Genomic DNA, 17,907 nt, shown 5'->3' with positions numbered 1-17,907 from the left:
TTCCTTAAAGCATTTTGCAAACCCGGTTAATTCCTTACGCTCTTGCATGAATTCCACGGCCCAGACCCATGTGACGGTCCATAGCCTGATCAACAGCCAGTTCCTCCAAATCCGTATCAAAGCTTGATATACCGCCGAGTGCGTCATCCTTCCCCTTGCCGCGCTTGCCGGTCTGCTGCTCTCTTCCGCTTTGCCCCTGACGATCCTGGAACAGACTGGTTTGAACCGTGTTCTGCGAAACCTCAAGCTTGTCCACCTGAAGACCTTGTGTCAGCAGCGAAGCACGCAGCTGAGCCATCTGGTTCTCCAGCATATCCTTGGCTGCTGACGTATCCGTCATAAACATAGCAGTCAACAAACCGTTCTGGACGGTAATCCGCACGTCAACTTGTCCCAAATGCTCCGGAAACAAGGAGATGCGTGCTTCCGATACACCATCTGCCGACGAAACATGAAATTGTTTCACAATCAGATTTTGCATGTTTTCAGCAAACTGCTGGACCGGAACGGGCTGTACTAGAAGCGGTTTGGCCATTTGGATCTGACGCTGCAGCTCCTGATTGGCTGTAACAACCGGCGTTTCCGTTCCAAGGCCCTCCGCGATCGCCGCTCCAGGGTCTTCCGCCGCCAGTACCTTCTCCTCGGAAGAAGCATGGTTCGTCAACACTCCAACATGGAACAATTGATGAGCCATCCGCTGCAAGTGTACGTTGGAAGCCGGTGCTGCCGTTTGTATGGGACGAAGAGAATCAAGCACTTCCTCGCTTATCCCCGCAAAAGCCTGGGGCAGGGCAGCAGTCTGTTTCTTGCCGTCCAGTTTTTGCTCAACCTCGGTCAGCTGTTGGCCTACCGCCGCGAGCAGGTCGCGATTTGTTTTGCCGTTTTTCCCCTGCTGAAGCAAGGATCGGAGATCAACAAGCGCATCTTGAAGACCGGCTTTGAGCACAGCAACCGCCTCGCTATTGTCCACTTCAGGAACAACCGGCGGCTGTATAGAAGGTTGGACCGCAGCGGCAGACGGCATATTGAGGACCGGCTGAACAACAGCGGCTGTGGCTGGGCCTGTCACCACATCGACCTGAATTGACAAGTCAGTGGCCGGAAGCTGTTCATTCTCCGTTCCGCCAGACTCAGCAGCAGGATCAGTAACAGGCTGCGGGATAAGCGGAACAGCACCAAGCATGGCAAGCAAATCCTCAACCTGCTTAAGCGCATCCGTCAAATCCTCTTTGGATACCGACGTATCTCCATCTTCCTCACCCAGGGAATCCAGCTTCTTCAGAAGTTCGGTAATGGCGGCGATCAAGTCGGCCGCTGAGACATTTTCGCCGAGCAGCGCAGTCAGCTGGGCGGCATCCATCATTTTTCCAGTGGAAACTCCGCCTTCTGCGGCTTGCGAAGTCCCCGCATTGGTGCCTGTAATGGTTTGGACTAAGGTTTGGACAAAAGCATCGCTTCCGGATTGCTTGGCTGAAGCCGCGCCAGCCTGTGCCGAAGATGCACCGGGTGCCGCTTGAGAAATAGGCATTTGCATTTTTAATTCACCTCCTTTCCAAGAAGCCCTCGATAGGCGCAAATCCCTACTTGCCTGTCATCAATTTCGAAACAAGCTGTGCAGTAACATCTTTATTCAAGCCTGACATGGCTGCGACAATTCGGGATCGTGCAGCGTCATCCACTGTATTTAGAATGCGAAGTACCTTGCTCGGACTTACATCGGCCATTTTCAGCAGCAAATCTGCCGCGCTGTTGGCGTCCATGGTGTTGAAGGTTGCCTTGAGCTGATCCTTGTCCAGCACAGTTACCGTTTGTGTGGCGGCCGTGTCCTGCTGCTTGATGCGCGCCTGCAGCGCTGCAATCTGGCGGTCCTTGGCGGTCTTGCCATCCTTAAGCATGACAGTTGCATCAGCCGCGACCTTTGGGGTCATTTTCTCCAAAATTTTCACACGGTCATCCGGACGCATGGCATCCAGGACGAGCACAGCCTCTTCGATTGTCATACTTTCCAGAATCGGAGCCGCTTTGCTCGGTGTAATTTTGGCATACATACTTGCCAGCTCAACGATTTTGTTTTGATACTGCTCATCGTCCAGCTGCTTGGCCGAGTTAGATGCCTTAAGCTGATCGACCTCCGCCTGCAGATCCTTGATTTCCTGCGACTGCTTCGTCTTGACTTCTTCCGCCTGTTTAAGCGATGCATCCTTCGCAGCAATCGAAGCCGTCAGCTCGGCAATCTTGGCTGTATTGTTAGTATTGATTATTTGTTCCTGATTCTTGTCGCTCTCCTCGCCGGCAACCGACGGCTCAGGGAGAACGTCTCTCAGCAAGGGAATCGCATTACCTGCCTCAAGCGCCTTATTCCGCAAATCGAAATCAAACAAAGTAACCAGTACGCCAAGCAGTACAATCGTAAATAAAATAGGGGTAACAAAAAACATAAACTTCTCAAAACCGCTGTACCCTTGCTTTTCATTCTCAATATCCGCCAAGTTTACCCCTCCCTCGGGAACTAATATCCCGATTCGTCAAGCTGGATTTTTCATCATCGGGCCGCAGCTATGAAGCGTACTGTCGCCATTTCATCGAGTTCATTCTGCTCTTTTGTCTGGATTACCGAACGAAAGCGGTCAAGCGCCCGTTCCTTGGATTTTTGCCAAACCTTCTCATCCATCATCTTGCCGCTGAGCACCGTACGGCTGTCATCCACTTGCCTTTGGGCCTGCTTGACATCCATCTGCTTGCGCGCGATACACGCATCCACATAATCAACATACTGCTGCATAAGCAGCAGCTCCGAGAGAGCTACAGCCGCCTTGGATGCATCATGCAGACGTTCACTCCATGATGCCCTCTCCTGAAACAATTGCCCGAGCGTCATCTCTTCCGCCTGCAGTTTGCCGATTGCTGCCGACAGCAGCCATTCCGCTTGTGTTTTTTCACTGGCCTTAAGATCGACGATTTTCTGATAAGCATAATGAAAGCTGGCCATTATCCATCATCATCTCCTGCGTACGGTTATTTAGGGTGGAAATCAGAAATCAGCCGCTCCTGCGCTTCCTGATAATCTACTTTTTCCGATGTCTTCTGGCGGGTAAAAGCTCTTATGGACTCGTTGGAATCAATTGCCTTGTCGATTTCCATATTGGATCCGCGCTGGTACGCCCCAATATTGATCAGATCTTCCGAATCCTTATATATCGCCATTAATCGTTTCATCTCATTCGCTGCGTCCTGCTGCTCTTCGGGCACAATTTCTTTCATGACCCGGCTGACCGACGAAAGAATATCAATGGCTGGAAAATGTCCTTTGTTGGCCAATTCCCGACTGAGCACGATATGTCCGTCCAGAATGCCGCGAACGGCATCCGCTATAGGTTCGTTCATATCATCACCATCAACCAGCACGGTGTAGAAAGCGGTAATGGAGCCCTTGGGCCCCGTACCTGCTCGCTCGAGAAGCTTGGGCAGATTCGCAAATACAGACGGTGTGTAGCCTCGTGTGGCCGGCGGTTCGCCGATGGCAAGCCCCACTTCGCGCAGTGCCATCGCGTAACGGGTAACCGAATCCATCATCAGCATCACATTCAATCCCCGGTCGCGAAAATACTCGGCTATCGTGGTGGCAATCAATGCCCCCTTGATGCGGATAAGCGCCGGTTGATCGGATGTCGCAACAATTACAACAGACCGGGCAAGTCCTTCCGGGCCGAGATCCTTCTCGATAAATTCGAGCACTTCCCGTCCACGTTCACCGATCAGGGCGATGACATTGACGTCAGCCGATGTATTGCGGGCAACCATCCCGAGCAGGGTACTTTTTCCAACTCCCGAGCCCGCGAAAATACCAACACGCTGTCCTTGTCCGATTGTCAGCAGTCCATCAATGGCGCGGACGCCAATACTGAGCGGATTCAGAACACGCGGTCGGCTGAGAGGATTACTCGGTATGTTATGCGTTGAATAATGCGGCATCCGGCTGGAAACAAATGAACCGTCAAGAGGCTGTCCCAGTCCATCCAGCACTCTTCCGAGCAATTCGGAACCAACCTGCACGGTCAGCGGTTTTCCCGTACCCACCACATCGCAGCCGGGACCGATCGACTGAAGCTCGCCAAGCGGCATCAGAATAACTTTATTATTGCGAAAGCCTACAACCTCCGCTTTGAGAGGCTTGGCGGATTTTACCGGATAAATATAACAGACATCGCCGATACTGGCGTCAGGACCTTCCGACTCAACGGTAAGTCCGATAACCTGCGTCACTTTTCCGTTAACGCGTACGGGATCGATTGATCTCATATGCTCAATATATTTTGAAGCATCCAATTGTTTAGTTTTCATCAGCCTGCCCCCGCTCTTCTGCCTGCAGGGTCAGATGGATCAGCTCACGCTTGATCTCGGATAGCTGGGTATCGATTCTGGCGTCGATGCTTCCGAATGCGGAGCGGATGACGCAGCCAAAATCCTTGACTGACACATCCGGCACAATCTGCAGCTCCGCCTGCGAATCAATCGCCAGGCTTAGCTCCTCGCGCGCTGCCTGTACAAAGGTCAGCTGCTTGGGAGATACACAGAGAATAATGACTCCCTGTTCCCTTCTGCGCTCCAGCGACTTGCGAATCAGCTCCAGCGACCAATCCGGGGAAACCGTCAGCTGCCTGGCGATGATTTTCTCGGCAATTGCGGCGCTCAGCTCTACCAGGAAAGGCTCGGATTCCTGAATGATCTGTTCCTTCGTCTGATAAGCGGAATCCAGAATGGACTTGGCCTCGGTCAGCATCGACTCCCAATGGGCCCGCACCTCTTCCTCTGCCTGCGCCTTGCCTTCACTATGACCCTGACGGAAGCCTTCCTCCCGGATCTGAGCGAGCTGCTGTTCATCCTGCAGGCGCCGCTCCAGCCACCAGCCGTCGATTTGATCATTGGCTTCCTGGTACATCGCTTCAATCTGCTGGCTTGATTCATCAATACGCTGTTTGGCAAATTCCTCGGCATCCGACAGGATCTGATCGCGAAGGGAGATCGTCTCTTCATCGGCCACTGGCTCTGCCGGCTCCTCTGCATTTACTTGTCGGGCTGCATATTTGTTGTACCATTCCAACCGTTTGAGCTCTTCAACTGAAATGACATCAGAGGACTTGAACAGTTTAGACAATGATGTCATCTCCTCCGCCGCGCGCGATGATGATCTCTCCTGATTCTTCAAGTCTGCGGATTGTGGCTACGATACGGGTCTGAGCCTCTTCAACATCACGCAGTCTGACAGGTCCCATATATTCCATTTCTTCCTTGAAGGTCTCCGCCATACGTTTGGACATGTTCTGGAAGATCGCTTCACGAACTTCTTCACTTGCCACTTTAAGCGCAAGCTGCAAATCGGCATTCTCGATATCCCGGATAATCCGTTGAATCGAGCGGTTGTCGATATTGACGATATCCTCGAAAACGAACATCCTTTTTTTGATTTCTTCGGCCAGCTCCGGATCCTGAATTTCCAGCGCATCAAGGATTGTACGTTCCGTACCCCGATCGACGCCATTTAATATTTGAACAATTGATTCAATTCCACCTGCACTGGTGTAATCTTGAGTAACGGTAGCTGAAAGCTTCTGTTCCAGTATGCGTTCTACCTGTGAAATCACCTCTGGCGAGGTACTGTCCATCAGCGCAACTCTCCTTGCCACATCCGCCTGTTTTTCCTGCGGAAGCGAAGAGAGGATTTGCGCGGACTGTTCCGCCTGCAAATAAGAAAGCACGAGTGCGATGGTCTGGGCGTTCTCATTCTGGATAAAATTGAGAATTTGACTTGCCTCCGCTTTACGGGCGAAATCAAATGGGCGCACCTGCAAGGTAGCTGTCAGACGGCCGATAACCTCCGATGCCTTCTGTTCGCCAAGCGCCTTCTCCAAAATTTCTCTGGCATAGGCGATACCGCCTTGCGATATATATTCCTGGGCAAGGCAGATCTGATGAAACTCGCCCAGAATCGTTTCTTTGTCAATCGTATCAACCTTGCGTACATTGGCGATTTCAAGGGTTAGCTGCTCGATCTCCTCGTCCCTCAAATGCTTGAAAATTTGAGCGGATACTTCAGGCCCTAGTGAAATTAACAAGATAGCTGCTTTTTGCCGACCACTGAATCCTTGTGATATTCTCGCCACCTGGGCCACCTCTATTCATCAACAAGCCAGGTACGGAGTAGATTAACAAACTCCTCTGGTTTACGTTTAGCAAGTGTCTCAAGCTGCTTACGTACCTGGCTCTCATTGTTAACAGCATCAAGATCAATCGTCGGATATTCCACTTTACCGGGAACGACGAGATCATCCTCTTGAGCTGCGTTTTGTTTACGGCGACGAACCACCACAAAGACAAGGCCGGCAATGATAGCCAGCGCTGCAAGGCCAATCCCGATAAGCCATCCTGTGGATAAACCAGATGCCGAAGCATCGCTGCTGGTACTGGCAAATGTTTGTCCAATAACTGCAACCTTTTTCGCTATTAATACGTCATCATTTACATCCTGGCCGGATTCGATCAGCTGCGACCGCACGAGGGAAGTGAGGAAGGCATTCATCCCGTTTGTCGTATCTTCATCCAGCCTCGTCTTCTCAACGCCGACGCTGATTGACAAATCTTTAATTACATAGGGTCCTGATTCGATTTGGCTGTTGATTCGATTCACTTCATAATTCGTGGTCTGGGAATTCTCTTCAGAGCTCCCTGCTCCGCCTCCGTCTGTGGCCTGATAGCCTGGAACATCCGTTGCACCGGTTCCCGCCACCCCGCCGGCAGCGCTTGAGCCTGTGGATGTTTTGCTGTCGGATTGCTCGCTTATAATAATGCCATTATTGCTGTTGTTCGGAAGCGGCTCTACCAGCTGCTGATCAGTCTTCTTCTTGTCAAAATTAATGGTGCTTTGGACATTGACGACCAAATTGTCCATACCGACCATACGGCCTAAAAATTGCTGAATATTACGTTTTAAATCGGCTTCGTATTTATGCTGAATTTGATAGTGGGTTTCCAAAGCAAGTGCGCTTCCAGCTGCACTTCCGCCGACACCAGTCGAGGCAAGCAGCTCTCCTTCTGGGCTGGAAATGGTAATATTATCGACACTTAAATTGGGGACGGCTGTTTTTACCAGATTGTAGTACCCGTCTACTTCTTTTTGTGATGGTCGGTAACCTGGCTTGAAATCCATCATGATAGAGGCAGATGCTTGTTCCTTCTCTTCTGTCGAAACAAACACGCTGGTTTCTGGCAAGTTGACCAGAACGTTGGATTTCTGAACACCCTGCATATTATTAAGGAGCTGCTGAATCTCGCCGTTTAAAGCGTTGCGGTATTTCACATCAAACTCACGATCCGTCGAACCGAACATCGATCCACCCGCATTGAAAGCTTCAAATCCGATCGATCCATTTTGCACAAGTCCCTGAGAGCCGGCTTCCACCTTGGCCTTGGCAGCGTCGGCGGAGGGAACGGAAATCGTCGTTCCGCCATTCTCAAGCTTGTAAGGAATTTTATTCGTATCCAGATAACTCATTACCGCAGCGGAATCCGTACTGTCCAGATCTTGAAAAGCCACTTCATACTGGGTTCTGGAAAAAAAGATGGTAAGCAAAATCACGGAAAGCAGCAGGACCCCGACAGACGCACCAAGCAATATTTTCTGATTCTTCCCCATTGCATTCCAATACTGGGCAATTCTCCCCCGATATTGGGCGAATTTCTCGTTCACAATTCCACCCCAATCATGTGCTATGACTCCTCAAGAAGTAGGTATTACACTTGCATTCGCATTATTTCTTGATAAGCTTCTATCACCTTATTCCTGATTTGAGAGGTTAACTGCAAACTGAGCTCCGCTTGCGAAGAAGCAATCATTACTTGTGAAACATCTACTTGTCCCAGCATGAACTGGTCCGTTAATGCCGAAACATTCGATTCTTGAGCGCTGACTCCGTCAAGCGCATTTTGGAGAAAATCCCCGAAGCTTTGCGTCATTTCCGCCGGTGTTGCTTTCTCGCTGACTGGATTTATATTGGTCAAGCGGCTTGACAGCACCGGACTAATCGTTGCTTGATTAATCACTGGAATCCCTCCGTATTATATCTGTTAGATTTGATTTTAACTTCTGCCAATCTCAAGCGCCTTCGTAAACATGCCTTTAGTCGCATTCAATGCCGTGACATTAGCTTCATAAGAACGTGATGCAGAGATCATATCGACCATTTCCTTCGCAATATCAACATTAGGCATATTCACATACCCATTGGCATCGGCATCGGGATGAGTTGGATTATAAACCAATTTGGAAGGGCTGCTGTCCTCCATAATGCGAACCGCTTTTACTCCACCATTGCCGGTACCGTTCAACTGACCACTCATAATGCTTGAGAACGAAGGTTGATTCGGCTCAAGCACAACCATTTTTCTTTTGTAAGGCTCGTATCGGCCATTGACAAAGCTAGCTCTGGTCGTTTCCGCGTTGGCAATGTTGGAAGAAATGACGTCCATCCGCAAACGCTGCGCCGTCAGAGCTGATGCGCTGGCATTAAATCCGTTCGTCAGCTTCATCTCTTCTATCTCCCTTCAATTGCTGTTCTCATCATTTTGACATCATGGTTAACCTGCTGAATGTAGAAATTATAGGATAGTTGATTTTCGGCAAGAAGCGACATTTCTCGATCAATGTCGACATTATTGGAGTTGTTATTCATCACACTATTCTCATCCGTCACAACTTTGGGAGCAGGTATTGAAGAAGATGAGCCGATTGGAATATGGCGTGCATTCGTCCGCCTTCCTGCCAGTGCAGGCGTTCCATTGCTCAGACTCTGATCCAAAAGTTCCTCGAATGAAACGTCAGAACGTTTGTATTCCGGCGTGTCGGAGTTGGCTACATTATCAGAAAGGACACGCTGACGCATTTCTGCAGCACTAATTGCACCCTGCAGCCGGTTGAAACCCGGGCTGTTCAATAACATGGATGAGACCCCACTTTCTAATCTTGTCTGCTTCTGTTAATATTCAACAGATTTTTCCTCATTCCTGCTTCGTTCGACAAAAGAATATTAAAAAAATGAGAACTACTTGTCGATAAATGCCGTTAAATTAATATTCCTTAATTTCCTAATTTATTACAATAAGAAAAAAGCCCTATCTTTTTGAAAGATAGGGCTGAAAATCGGGATTTTAGGACTGCTTTTTACATTTCCTGTGTCCTCAGGCTTTATTTTTGGCCAATTCCTGCAGGAGCATCGTATTTAAAGTTTTTATATAGGTCCCTTTCATGCCTAAAGAACGAGTTTCGATTACACCCGCACTCTCCAGTTTGCGCAGCGCATTAACAATAACCGACCTTGTAATACCTACCCGATCCGCTATTTTAGATGCAACGAGAAGTCCTTCCTTGCCGTCAAGCTCTTCAAAAATATGCTCAACCGCCTCCAGCTCGCTAAAGGACAGCGAGCCAACCGCTACAGCTACCACCGCCCTGCTCCTTGCCTCGACTTCGATTTCTTCCGCACGCTCGCGAAGAATCTCCATGCCGACAATAGTAGAACCATATTCAGCAAGTATCAAATCATCATCGCCAAAAGGCTCAGAGCTTCTCAGCAGCACTAAAGTTCCCAAACGGTCTCTTCCGCCAACAATGGGAACAACCGTCATTTTCTCATGACCGGCCATCATCGGGAACGCATCACATACACCTTCATCAGGCTTGGCATTGGTTACCGTCTCCTGCATGCTCATGAAACGGTCATTGCATTCGGTTGAGAAACGCATGTCCTCAATCGGCAATGCCCGAAGCTGCTCATGCTGGTAAGGTCCAACGGCGGCACAGCCCAGCACCTTGCCTCTGCGGCTGACCACAAATACATCCGCTTGTATGGTTGTGCACAGCACCTCCGCCATTTCCCGGAAATTGAGCGCCCCTCCGGCCGCACGCTGCAGCAGCCGGTTCAGCGTTCTCGTTTTTGCAAGTAAAATCATTACCTCTTCCTCCTACTTTCCACTCCGAGCCTTTACAAAATATATTGACTCAAATCTCTGTTTTTCGCAATGTTGCCCAGCTTCTCCCGGACATATTCCGGTGTTATGGTCATCTGGTCGAGCGATAGCTCAGGAGCTTCAAACGATAGATCCTCAAGCAGCTTCTCCAGCACGGTATGCAGTCTTCGTGCGCCGATGTTCTCCGTATTCTTGTTCACCTCTGCCGCAATGGATGCCAGCTCATGAATCGCTTCCTCAGAAAAATCAATACGTATGCCTTCCGTTTCCAGCAGCGCCGTATACTGTGTTGTCAGGGCGTTTTTGGGCTCGGTCAGAATCTTCACAAAATCTTCAAGGGTCAAATTGGTCAGCTCCACCCGAATCGGGAACCTCCCCTGCAGCTCCGGAATCAGATCGGACGGTTTGGCAATATGGAAAGCGCCGGCGGCAATGAACAACACAAAATCTGTCTTTACCGGCCCATATTTGGTCATCACGGTCGAACCTTCGACAATGGGCAGTATATCCCGCTGAACGCCTTCGCGCGAAACGTCGGGACCCGAGCCTCGCGAACCGCTGGCGATTTTGTCAATTTCATCGATAAAAATAATTCCTGACTGCTCGGCCCGGCTTACGGATTCCGCAATCACATCATCCATATCAATCAGTTTATTCGCTTCCTCTTGTGTAAGAGCCTTGCGGGCTTCTTTTATCGGCAGCTTTCTTTTCTTCGTGCGCTTGGGCATCAGCTGGCCGAACATTTCCTGGATATTCATCCCCATGCCCATTCCTTCGCCGCCTTGCCCGGACAGCATATCAAGCATATTCGGAGAAGAATCCTCCACTTCGATTTCAATGATTTCCTGCTCGAGCTTGCCTGCGAGAAGCTGCTCCTTAACCTGCTTTCTGCGATCCAGAATCGACTCGCTCTCCTGCGGCTCTTCCTGCGGCTCCTTTGCGCCCGAATTACCGCCGAACAGCATTTCAAGCGGGTTTTTCTGCGCTTTGGATTTGGATGCGGATGGCACCAGCATGGACACGATACGCTCATTTGCCAGTTCTTCCGCCCGGTCACGGACCTGCTCTGTCCTCTCTGACTTGACCATACGGATTGACGTTTCCACCAGATCGCGAACCATCGACTCCACATCGCGGCCTACATAACCGACCTCTGTGAATTTGGTAGCCTCCACTTTAACGAACGGAGCCTTCACGAGCTTGGCCAGACGTCTGGCAATTTCGGTCTTGCCGACTCCTGTCGGCCCGATCATCAAAATATTTTTCGGCACAATTTCATCACGCAGCGTCTCGTCCAGACGATTTCTCCGGTAACGGTTGCGCAGCGCCACGGCCACCGATCGTTTCGCCTGCTTCTGACCCACAATATATTTGTCAAGTTCCGTGACTATTTGTCTCGGCGTCATCGCTTCGTTTACCATCGATTATCCCTCCACATAGGACCTCACGGGCCGCACTACTCAATTTCTTCAACAATAATATTACGGTTGGTAAATACACAAATATCGGCGGCAATTTCAAGCGCAGACCTCGCCATATCTCTAGCTTCCAAATTCGTCGCATGCAGACTGAGCGCACGGGCTGCAGCAAGGGCAAAGCTTCCTCCTGAACCAATTGCCAATATGCCGTCATCAGGTTCAATTATTTCCCCATTGCCGGAGATAAGCAGCATTCCGGTTGCATCCATGACAATCATCATCGCTTCCAGCCTGCGCAGCACGCGGTCCGAGCGCCAATCCTTCGCCAGCTCCACAGCCGAACGCTGCAAATTTCCATGATGCTCCTCAAGCTTCGTTTCAAACTTCTCGAATAACGAAATCGCATCTGCCACTGATCCGGCAAACCCCGCTACAACCTGGCCGCGGTACAGCCGCCGGACCTTCTTCGCATGATGCTTCATCACCATGCTGTTGCCGAAGGTTACCTGGCCATCTCCTGCGATGGCCCCTTTGCCGTTATGGCGAACTGCGCATATGGTCGTCGCATGAAACTGCATTTCCATCAGAATCATCCCCTTCTTCATTTCCGCATACCCGCAAGCTAGGGCTCTAACGACTATTCGCCAACAATGCCTGCGGGTGCACCATTTATGTACTGCTCTTTGAACTGCGCAAGCTGATCCAGTGCGCGCCCGGCGAGGGCTTCATTCTTTTCCTTCTTGCTGCGTGCCCGTTTCTCCGGAGCCGGGAATAAACCGAAATTAGCATTCATCGGCTGGAAATGCTTGAAATCGGCAGTTGTTATATAATTCGCCATGCTTCCGAGCGTCGTGCCTACCGGAAAGACGAGCGGCTCAAGCCCCTTGGCCAGCCTCCCTGCGTTAAGACCGGCAATAAGACCTGACGCCGCTGACTCCACATAGCCTTCCACGCCGGTCATTTGCCCTGCAAAGAAGAGGCTTTCCCGGTTGATCAGCTGGTACGTTGGCTTCAACAGCTTCGGCGAATTGATGAATGTGTTGCGGTGCATAACTCCGAACCGAACGAATTCGGCATTCTCAAGTCCCGGAATTAAAGATAATACCCGTTTTTGCTCGCCCCATTTAAGATGAGTTTGAAAACCGACCAAATTGTAAAGCGTTCCCGCAGCATTGTCCTGACGCAGCTGGACAACGGCATGGGGCAGCTTGCCGGTATGCGGATTGACCAGACCGACCGGCTTCATCGGTCCGAAAAGCAGCGTCTGTTTGCCACGGCTGGCAATGACCTCAACAGGCATGCAGCCTTCAAAATACTGCTCTTTCTCAAACTCCTTCACTTCGGCTTTCTCTGCTGTCACGAGCGCCTCATAGAAAGCTTCAAACTCTTCTTCGCTCATGGGACAATTCAGATAAGCCGCTTCTCCTTTATCATAACGGGAAGCCAGGTAGACTTTGCTCATATCGATAGAATCTTTCTCAACAATCGGCGCGGCGGCATCGTAGAAATAAAAATACTCCTGGCCCATCAGCGCCTGGATTTGAGCGGACAGCTTAGGCGCGGTCAACGGGCCGGTAGCGATAACCACGATCCCGTCGGCAGGAATATCGGTTACTTCTTCACAGCGCACCTCAACTAGCGGATGCTCATGCAGGCGTCTGGTTACCTCCCCGGAGAAGCCGTCGCGATCAACGGCGAGCGCCCCGCCCGCAGGTACGGCATGCAGATCGGCACATTCCAGAATAAGCGAGCTTAGGCGCCTCATTTCTTCTTTGAGGACACCCACTGCATTCGCGAGACCATTGGCCCGCAGGCTGTTGCTGCATACGAGCTCGGCAAATTGATGGGTATGGTGGGCCGGTGTCTGGGTTTGCGGTCTCATCTCATATAGAGTCACGGGTACACCCTGGGACGCGATTTGCCAGGCAGCCTCGCTGCCGGCAAGGCCCGCTCCTATAACGGTGACGCGTTGTACATCGGACAATGAACTTACCATCCTTTCCTATAATACGGAATTGTTATTCGGCTTGATCCTGATCTTCCAGCACCTCTTCGGTGTGGTCGCACTGCGTGCACTGCAGACGGGCGCCGCTCCTGTTGCGCTTCTCGACCATTAAGCCGGCGCACTGCGGACAAGGCTTGCTTGACGGTTTATCCCAGGAGACATAATCACAGCCAGGATATTGATCGCAGCCGTAGAAGAACCGGCCTTTCTTGCTTCGTCTTTCAATAATTTTGCCGACCGCGCATTTGGGACAGGTCACTCCGATATCCTTGACGATAGGCTTCGTGTTGCGGCATTCCGGAAATCCCGAACAAGCCAGAAATTTTCCGAAGCGGCCCATTTTATAGACCAGATGCCTGCCGCATTTCTCGCAAATTTCATCGGATACTTCATCCTGGATCTCGATTTCCTTCATTTCATCTTCGGCCACTTCCAACCGTTTCTCGAATGTCTCGTAGAAGGCTGCCAGAACGCGAACCCAATCCTCTTTGCCATCCTCGACATGGTCCAGATCCTCTTCCATATGGGCGGTAAATTCGGCATTGAGTATTTCCGGAAAAAACTCCTCCATCAGTTGGATAACCAGGTCTCCCAGCTCTGTAGGAATGAATTTTTTCTCTTCCATCGCGACATAGCCGCGCTTTTGGATTGTTTCAAGCGTAGGGGCATAGGTGCTCGGACGGCCGATGCCGACTTCCTCCATTGTACGGACCAGACGCGCTTCCGAATATCTTGGGGGAGGCTGCGTGAAATGCTGTTTGGGATCTACGACTTCCGGCTCGGCGATATCGCCAACCGCAAGCGGGGGCAGGAACTTCTCTTCATCCGTAGCTCCATCGTCATTGCCCTCGACATAAATTTTCATAAAGCCCTGGAACTTTATTTTGGAGCCGTTTGCCCGGAATACGGCCGTACCGACATTCAGATCAACCGTCATCGTATCCAGTACCGCAGAAGTCATCTGGCTGGCAACGAACCGTTCCCAAACCAGTTTGTATAGACGGAATTGATCGCGGCTCAAAAACTCTTTCATTGAATCCGGATCGCGGAGCACAGAAGTCGGTCTGACCGCTTCATGGGCATCCTGCGCATTGCTGTTCTTCTTGACATAGACACGGGGCTGATCCGGAACGAAGGAAGAGCCGTATTTCTCCTCGATATAGCCCTTTGCTTCCTCTTGAGCTATCGGGGAAATACGGGTCGAATCGGTACGCATATAAGTGATGAGACCTACCGTTCCTTCTTTGCCAAGTTCCACACCCTCATACAGCTGCTGCGCGACGGACATGGTCTTCGAAGCGCGGAAACCGAGCTTGCGGGCAGCCTCCTGCTGAAGCGAGCTTGTAATGAAGGGGGGCGCCGGATTGCGCAGTCTCTCTTTCTCCTTCACATCTGCGACGGTATAGGCGGAAGTCCCCATCGCCTGAAGAACCTCCTGCACATCCTGTTCGCTTCCCAGCTCCCGTTTCTCGCCATTCAAGGAATGATACTTGGCTTCGAAGGAGATATCATTATGCTTGAGCTGCGTGGTGATCGTCCAATACTCCTCGGGAATGAACGCATCGATTTCGTTCTCCCGATCGATAATGAGCTTGACCGCTACCGATTGGACGCGACCTGCAGAAAGGCCTTTTTTTACCTTTTTCCACAGCAGCGGACTGATTTTATAGCCGACAAGTCGATCCAGAATCCGGCGTGCCTGCTGGGCATTTACCAAATCCATATTAATGGGACGCGGAGTCTTGAATGCATCCTTGACTGCTTGCTTCGTTATTTCATTAAACACAACGCGGCAGGAATCGCCTTCGTTGATTTCCAGATAGTGCGCCAAATGCCAAGCGATCGCTTCCCCTTCGCGATCCGGGTCAGCCGCGAGATATACTTTTTTGACTTTCTTGCTGGCGTCCTTAAGTTCCTTGAGAACGCTGCCTTTCCCGCGGATCGTAATGTATTTGGGATTGAAGTCATTGTCGACCTCAACACCGATCTGGCTTTTCGGCAAATCGCGTATATGTCCCATCGATGCTTTTACGATGAATTTGCTGCCTAAATATTTTCCGATCGTTTTCGCTTTTGCCGGTGATTCGACGATTACAAGTGAATCCGCCATTCATGCGTCCCCCTTTCTGCTGCATATTACCTAACACTATATATGGAACCAGGATGCTGTTCAATCTTCCGTTTTACAGTTAAATTTATCAGAGTTGCGTGTAAAAGTCCAAACGGGAACGATGTCAGCTCGTGGAGCTCATCCGATGAGAGCGGTTTATCCTTCAGTAAAGTATAGATGAAAGCCTCATCCTTGCTCAGTGTAATGTCTTCCCGGACGTCCTGTTCCCTGTCTCCTGCACTTTCCTCATGCGGGAGCGGCAGCCGGCCTTCATACTCCTCCAAAACATGCTCCACGGAAGATATAAGTTTGGCGGTGCCTGTTCGGATAAGCATATTCGTGCCTCCGCTCTTTGGTGACGATATCGGGCCCGGCACGGCAAAAACCTCTCTGGACATATCAAAAGCCTGATCGGCCGTAATGAGTGAACCGCTCCTCTCGGCTGCTTCAATCACGATTGTTCCCAGCGACAAACCGGCAATGATCCTGTTGCGCAGCGGAAACAAGCCGGGATGAAAAGATGTGCCAAGCGGTACTTCCGACACGATCAAGCCATTGCCTCCATATCCAATCTCGCGATATAGTGAACGGTTCTCGGCAGGATACACTTTATCAATAGGCGTGCCCAGCACAGCGATGGTGCCTCCTGGTGAAGGGAGCGCCCCTACGTGGGCAATGCTGTCTATGCCTCGAGCAAGGCCGCTGACAACGGTCAGCCCGCGCCTTGATAACTGACCGGCCATATCGGCTGCCGCCCGTCTACCGTACGATGTAGGGCCTCTGGTGCCTACGATTGCCATCGTCGGCCGGTACAACAGATCTATGTGCCCGATTAAATATAAGACCCAGGGAGGCTGCGGTGTGTGCGCCAGAAGCGTCGGATAGCCGGGGTCAAAGAAAGTCATAACTTTTATACCCAGCTTCTCGAAACGCTCTCTGCGGGTATTTTTGTCCAATTGCCGGAAGGCTTCTGTAATTTTCTTCGCCTGTTCCGGCTTCAGGCCAACCGACGAGCACCAGGCCTCCTCCGTAAATCGTTCGTAGCAGGACCATGCGCCGCAAGAAGCCGCTTTTTGAATTGTATGCCAGCCAACACCCGGCGTTTCATGCAAGGTGATCAGAACTTCTCTTCGCATCTCTTCATTAAAGTTATCATTCAACATAATCGTTATCGCCCCTTGGTGAGGGGCTCACATCCTTACCCTATTTTGCTTGACATGGAATCAGAATGCAAGCCGCCCTGAATATTAGAAACAAAAAAAGCAACCTTTCGAGCCCATTACGGGCTGGCGAAAGGTTGCTTACCTTTAGGTTGAAGCTTATTTAAGCCAATCGAAAAGGTTACATTCGGTATCCTCTCCGCAATCATTGACGGATAAGCTTATTTATTGGTTGTGCATTTCTCCAGAAGTCCTTGCTCCTCCAGAACGCTTACCAAAGTTGATCCCATTTCAGAAGGCGTAGGCGCAACTTTGATGCCGCATTTCTCAAGAGTGGCAATTTTCTCGGCTGCCGTTCCCTTACCGCCGGAGATAATCGCGCCGGCATGGCCCATGCGTTTGCCCGGAGGCGCCGTTGCGCCCCCGATGAAACCAACGACAGGTTTCTTCATGTTGGCTTTGACCCACTCGGCCGCTTCTTCTTCTGCGGAACCGCCGATTTCACCGATCATGATCACGGCATAGGTGTCAGGATCGTTATTGAACATATCCAGAATATCGATAAACTCGGACCCTTTGACAGGGTCTCCGCCGATACCGACAGCGGAAGACTGGCCGATACCGCGCGCAGTCAGCTGGTGGACCGCTTCATACGTGAGCGTTCCGCTTCGCGAAACGACGCCTACATGGCCTTTGGTATGAATATAACCCGGCATTATGCCGATTTTACATTCACCCGGAGTGATGACACCCGGACAGTTAGGACCGATGAGACGCGTTTTGCGCCCTTCCAGGTAACGGGTTACCTTGATCATATCAATAACCGGGATGCCTTCTGTAATGCAGATGACCAGATCCAGTTCAGCGTCAATCGCTTCCAGGATGGAATCCGCCGCAAATGCCGGTGGAACATAGATGACAGATGCCGTAGCGCCTGTTTTTGCAACCGCGTCAACAACCGTGTTGAAGACCGGCAGAGAAACGGTTTCGCCGCTCTCCAGCGTAATATCAACGTTCGTTCCGCCTTTGCCCGGTGTTACACCGCCAACCATCTGTGTGCCGTATTCAAGGGCGCCTTTCGCATGAAACAGCCCGGTAGCGCCTGTTATACCTTGGGTGATTACTTTTGTATTCTTGTCGACCAAAATACTCATCGAAACTCACATCCCCTAAAATGAATTCGTATGCCGCAAT

17 protein-coding genes are annotated in these 17,907 nt (G+C 50.8%); all 17 read right to left on the bottom strand.

The window, feature by feature from the left end:
- Positions 1–34: 34 nt before the first annotated feature.
- The gene (locus AC0YOB_RS14290; protein ID WP_475793349.1) at positions 35–1,534 is read right to left on the bottom strand and encodes a flagellar hook-length control protein FliK; all 1,500 of its coding nucleotides are present in this window, start codon (positions 1,532–1,534) and stop codon (positions 35–37) included.
- A gap of 46 nt (positions 1,535–1,580) precedes the next feature.
- Positions 1,581–2,489, bottom strand: coding sequence for a MotE family protein (locus AC0YOB_RS14285; RefSeq protein WP_475793348.1), 909 nt, complete (start codon positions 2,487–2,489; stop codon positions 1,581–1,583).
- A 53-nt stretch (positions 2,490–2,542) separates the two neighbouring features.
- Positions 2,543–2,989, bottom strand: a complete 447-nt coding sequence (gene fliJ, locus AC0YOB_RS14280; protein WP_210041207.1) for a flagellar export protein FliJ — start codon at positions 2,987–2,989, stop codon at positions 2,543–2,545.
- A 26-nt stretch (positions 2,990–3,015) separates the two neighbouring features.
- A complete protein-coding gene (gene fliI / locus AC0YOB_RS14275) occupies positions 3,016–4,341 on the bottom strand; it encodes a flagellar protein export ATPase FliI (RefSeq protein ID WP_475793347.1) in 1,326 nt (441 codons plus the stop codon).
- A complete protein-coding gene (locus tag AC0YOB_RS14270; RefSeq protein WP_475793346.1) occupies positions 4,331–5,155 on the bottom strand; it encodes a FliH/SctL family protein in 825 nt (274 codons plus the stop codon). The genes fliI and AC0YOB_RS14270 overlap by 11 nt, the downstream gene beginning before the upstream one ends.
- Complete coding sequence (fliG, locus tag AC0YOB_RS14265; protein ID WP_475786587.1) at positions 5,148–6,161, bottom strand: flagellar motor switch protein FliG; 1,014 nt, start codon at positions 6,159–6,161, stop codon at positions 5,148–5,150. Before fliG ends, AC0YOB_RS14270 begins: the two co-directional genes overlap by 8 nt.
- Positions 6,162–6,172: 11 nt before the next feature.
- The gene (gene fliF / locus AC0YOB_RS14260) at positions 6,173–7,744 is read right to left on the bottom strand and encodes a flagellar basal-body MS-ring/collar protein FliF (RefSeq protein WP_475793345.1); all 1,572 of its coding nucleotides are present in this window, start codon (positions 7,742–7,744) and stop codon (positions 6,173–6,175) included.
- Positions 7,745–7,788: 44 nt separating this feature from the next.
- Positions 7,789–8,046 carry a flagellar hook-basal body complex protein FliE gene (gene fliE, locus AC0YOB_RS14255; protein ID WP_475768401.1) on the bottom strand — a complete coding sequence of 86 codons (258 nt, stop codon included), beginning with the start codon at positions 8,044–8,046 and terminating at the stop codon, positions 7,789–7,791.
- Between the two features lie 87 nt (positions 8,047–8,133).
- Positions 8,134–8,583 (bottom strand): flagellar basal body rod protein FlgC, encoded by a 450-nt coding sequence (flgC, locus tag AC0YOB_RS14250; protein WP_475793344.1) that lies wholly within the window; start codon positions 8,581–8,583, stop codon positions 8,134–8,136.
- 5 nt (positions 8,584–8,588) lie between these two features.
- Positions 8,589–8,993 (bottom strand): flagellar basal body rod protein FlgB, encoded by a 405-nt coding sequence (gene flgB, locus AC0YOB_RS14245; protein WP_475793343.1) that lies wholly within the window; start codon positions 8,991–8,993, stop codon positions 8,589–8,591.
- A gap of 238 nt (positions 8,994–9,231) precedes the next feature.
- Positions 9,232–10,002 carry a GTP-sensing pleiotropic transcriptional regulator CodY gene (codY, locus tag AC0YOB_RS14240; protein ID WP_475793342.1) on the bottom strand — a complete coding sequence of 257 codons (771 nt, stop codon included), beginning with the start codon at positions 10,000–10,002 and terminating at the stop codon, positions 9,232–9,234.
- Positions 10,003–10,034: 32 nt separating this feature from the next.
- Positions 10,035–11,441, bottom strand: coding sequence for an ATP-dependent protease ATPase subunit HslU (gene hslU / locus AC0YOB_RS14235; RefSeq protein WP_475767752.1), 1,407 nt, complete (start codon positions 11,439–11,441; stop codon positions 10,035–10,037).
- 35 nt (positions 11,442–11,476) lie between these two features.
- Positions 11,477–12,022, bottom strand: coding sequence for an ATP-dependent protease subunit HslV (gene hslV / locus AC0YOB_RS14230; RefSeq protein ID WP_210041225.1), 546 nt, complete (start codon positions 12,020–12,022; stop codon positions 11,477–11,479).
- A gap of 53 nt (positions 12,023–12,075) precedes the next feature.
- Complete coding sequence (gene trmFO, locus AC0YOB_RS14225) at positions 12,076–13,422, bottom strand: FADH(2)-oxidizing methylenetetrahydrofolate--tRNA-(uracil(54)-C(5))-methyltransferase TrmFO (protein ID WP_475793341.1); 1,347 nt, start codon at positions 13,420–13,422, stop codon at positions 12,076–12,078.
- 34 nt (positions 13,423–13,456) lie between these two features.
- Positions 13,457–15,553, bottom strand: coding sequence for a type I DNA topoisomerase (topA, locus tag AC0YOB_RS14220; protein ID WP_475793340.1), 2,097 nt, complete (start codon positions 15,551–15,553; stop codon positions 13,457–13,459).
- A 26-nt stretch (positions 15,554–15,579) separates the two neighbouring features.
- Entirely contained in the window at positions 15,580–16,716 is a 1,137-nt protein-coding gene (gene dprA / locus AC0YOB_RS14215; protein ID WP_475793339.1) for a DNA-processing protein DprA, read from the bottom strand.
- A 218-nt stretch (positions 16,717–16,934) separates the two neighbouring features.
- The gene (gene sucD, locus AC0YOB_RS14210; RefSeq protein ID WP_475793338.1) at positions 16,935–17,867 is read right to left on the bottom strand and encodes a succinate--CoA ligase subunit alpha; all 933 of its coding nucleotides are present in this window, start codon (positions 17,865–17,867) and stop codon (positions 16,935–16,937) included.
- Between the last annotated feature and the right edge of the window lie 40 nt (positions 17,868–17,907).

The organism is Paenibacillus sp. JT31N17 (genome assembly GCF_056269255.1).
This window is presented reverse-complemented; position numbering and strand designations above follow the sequence as displayed.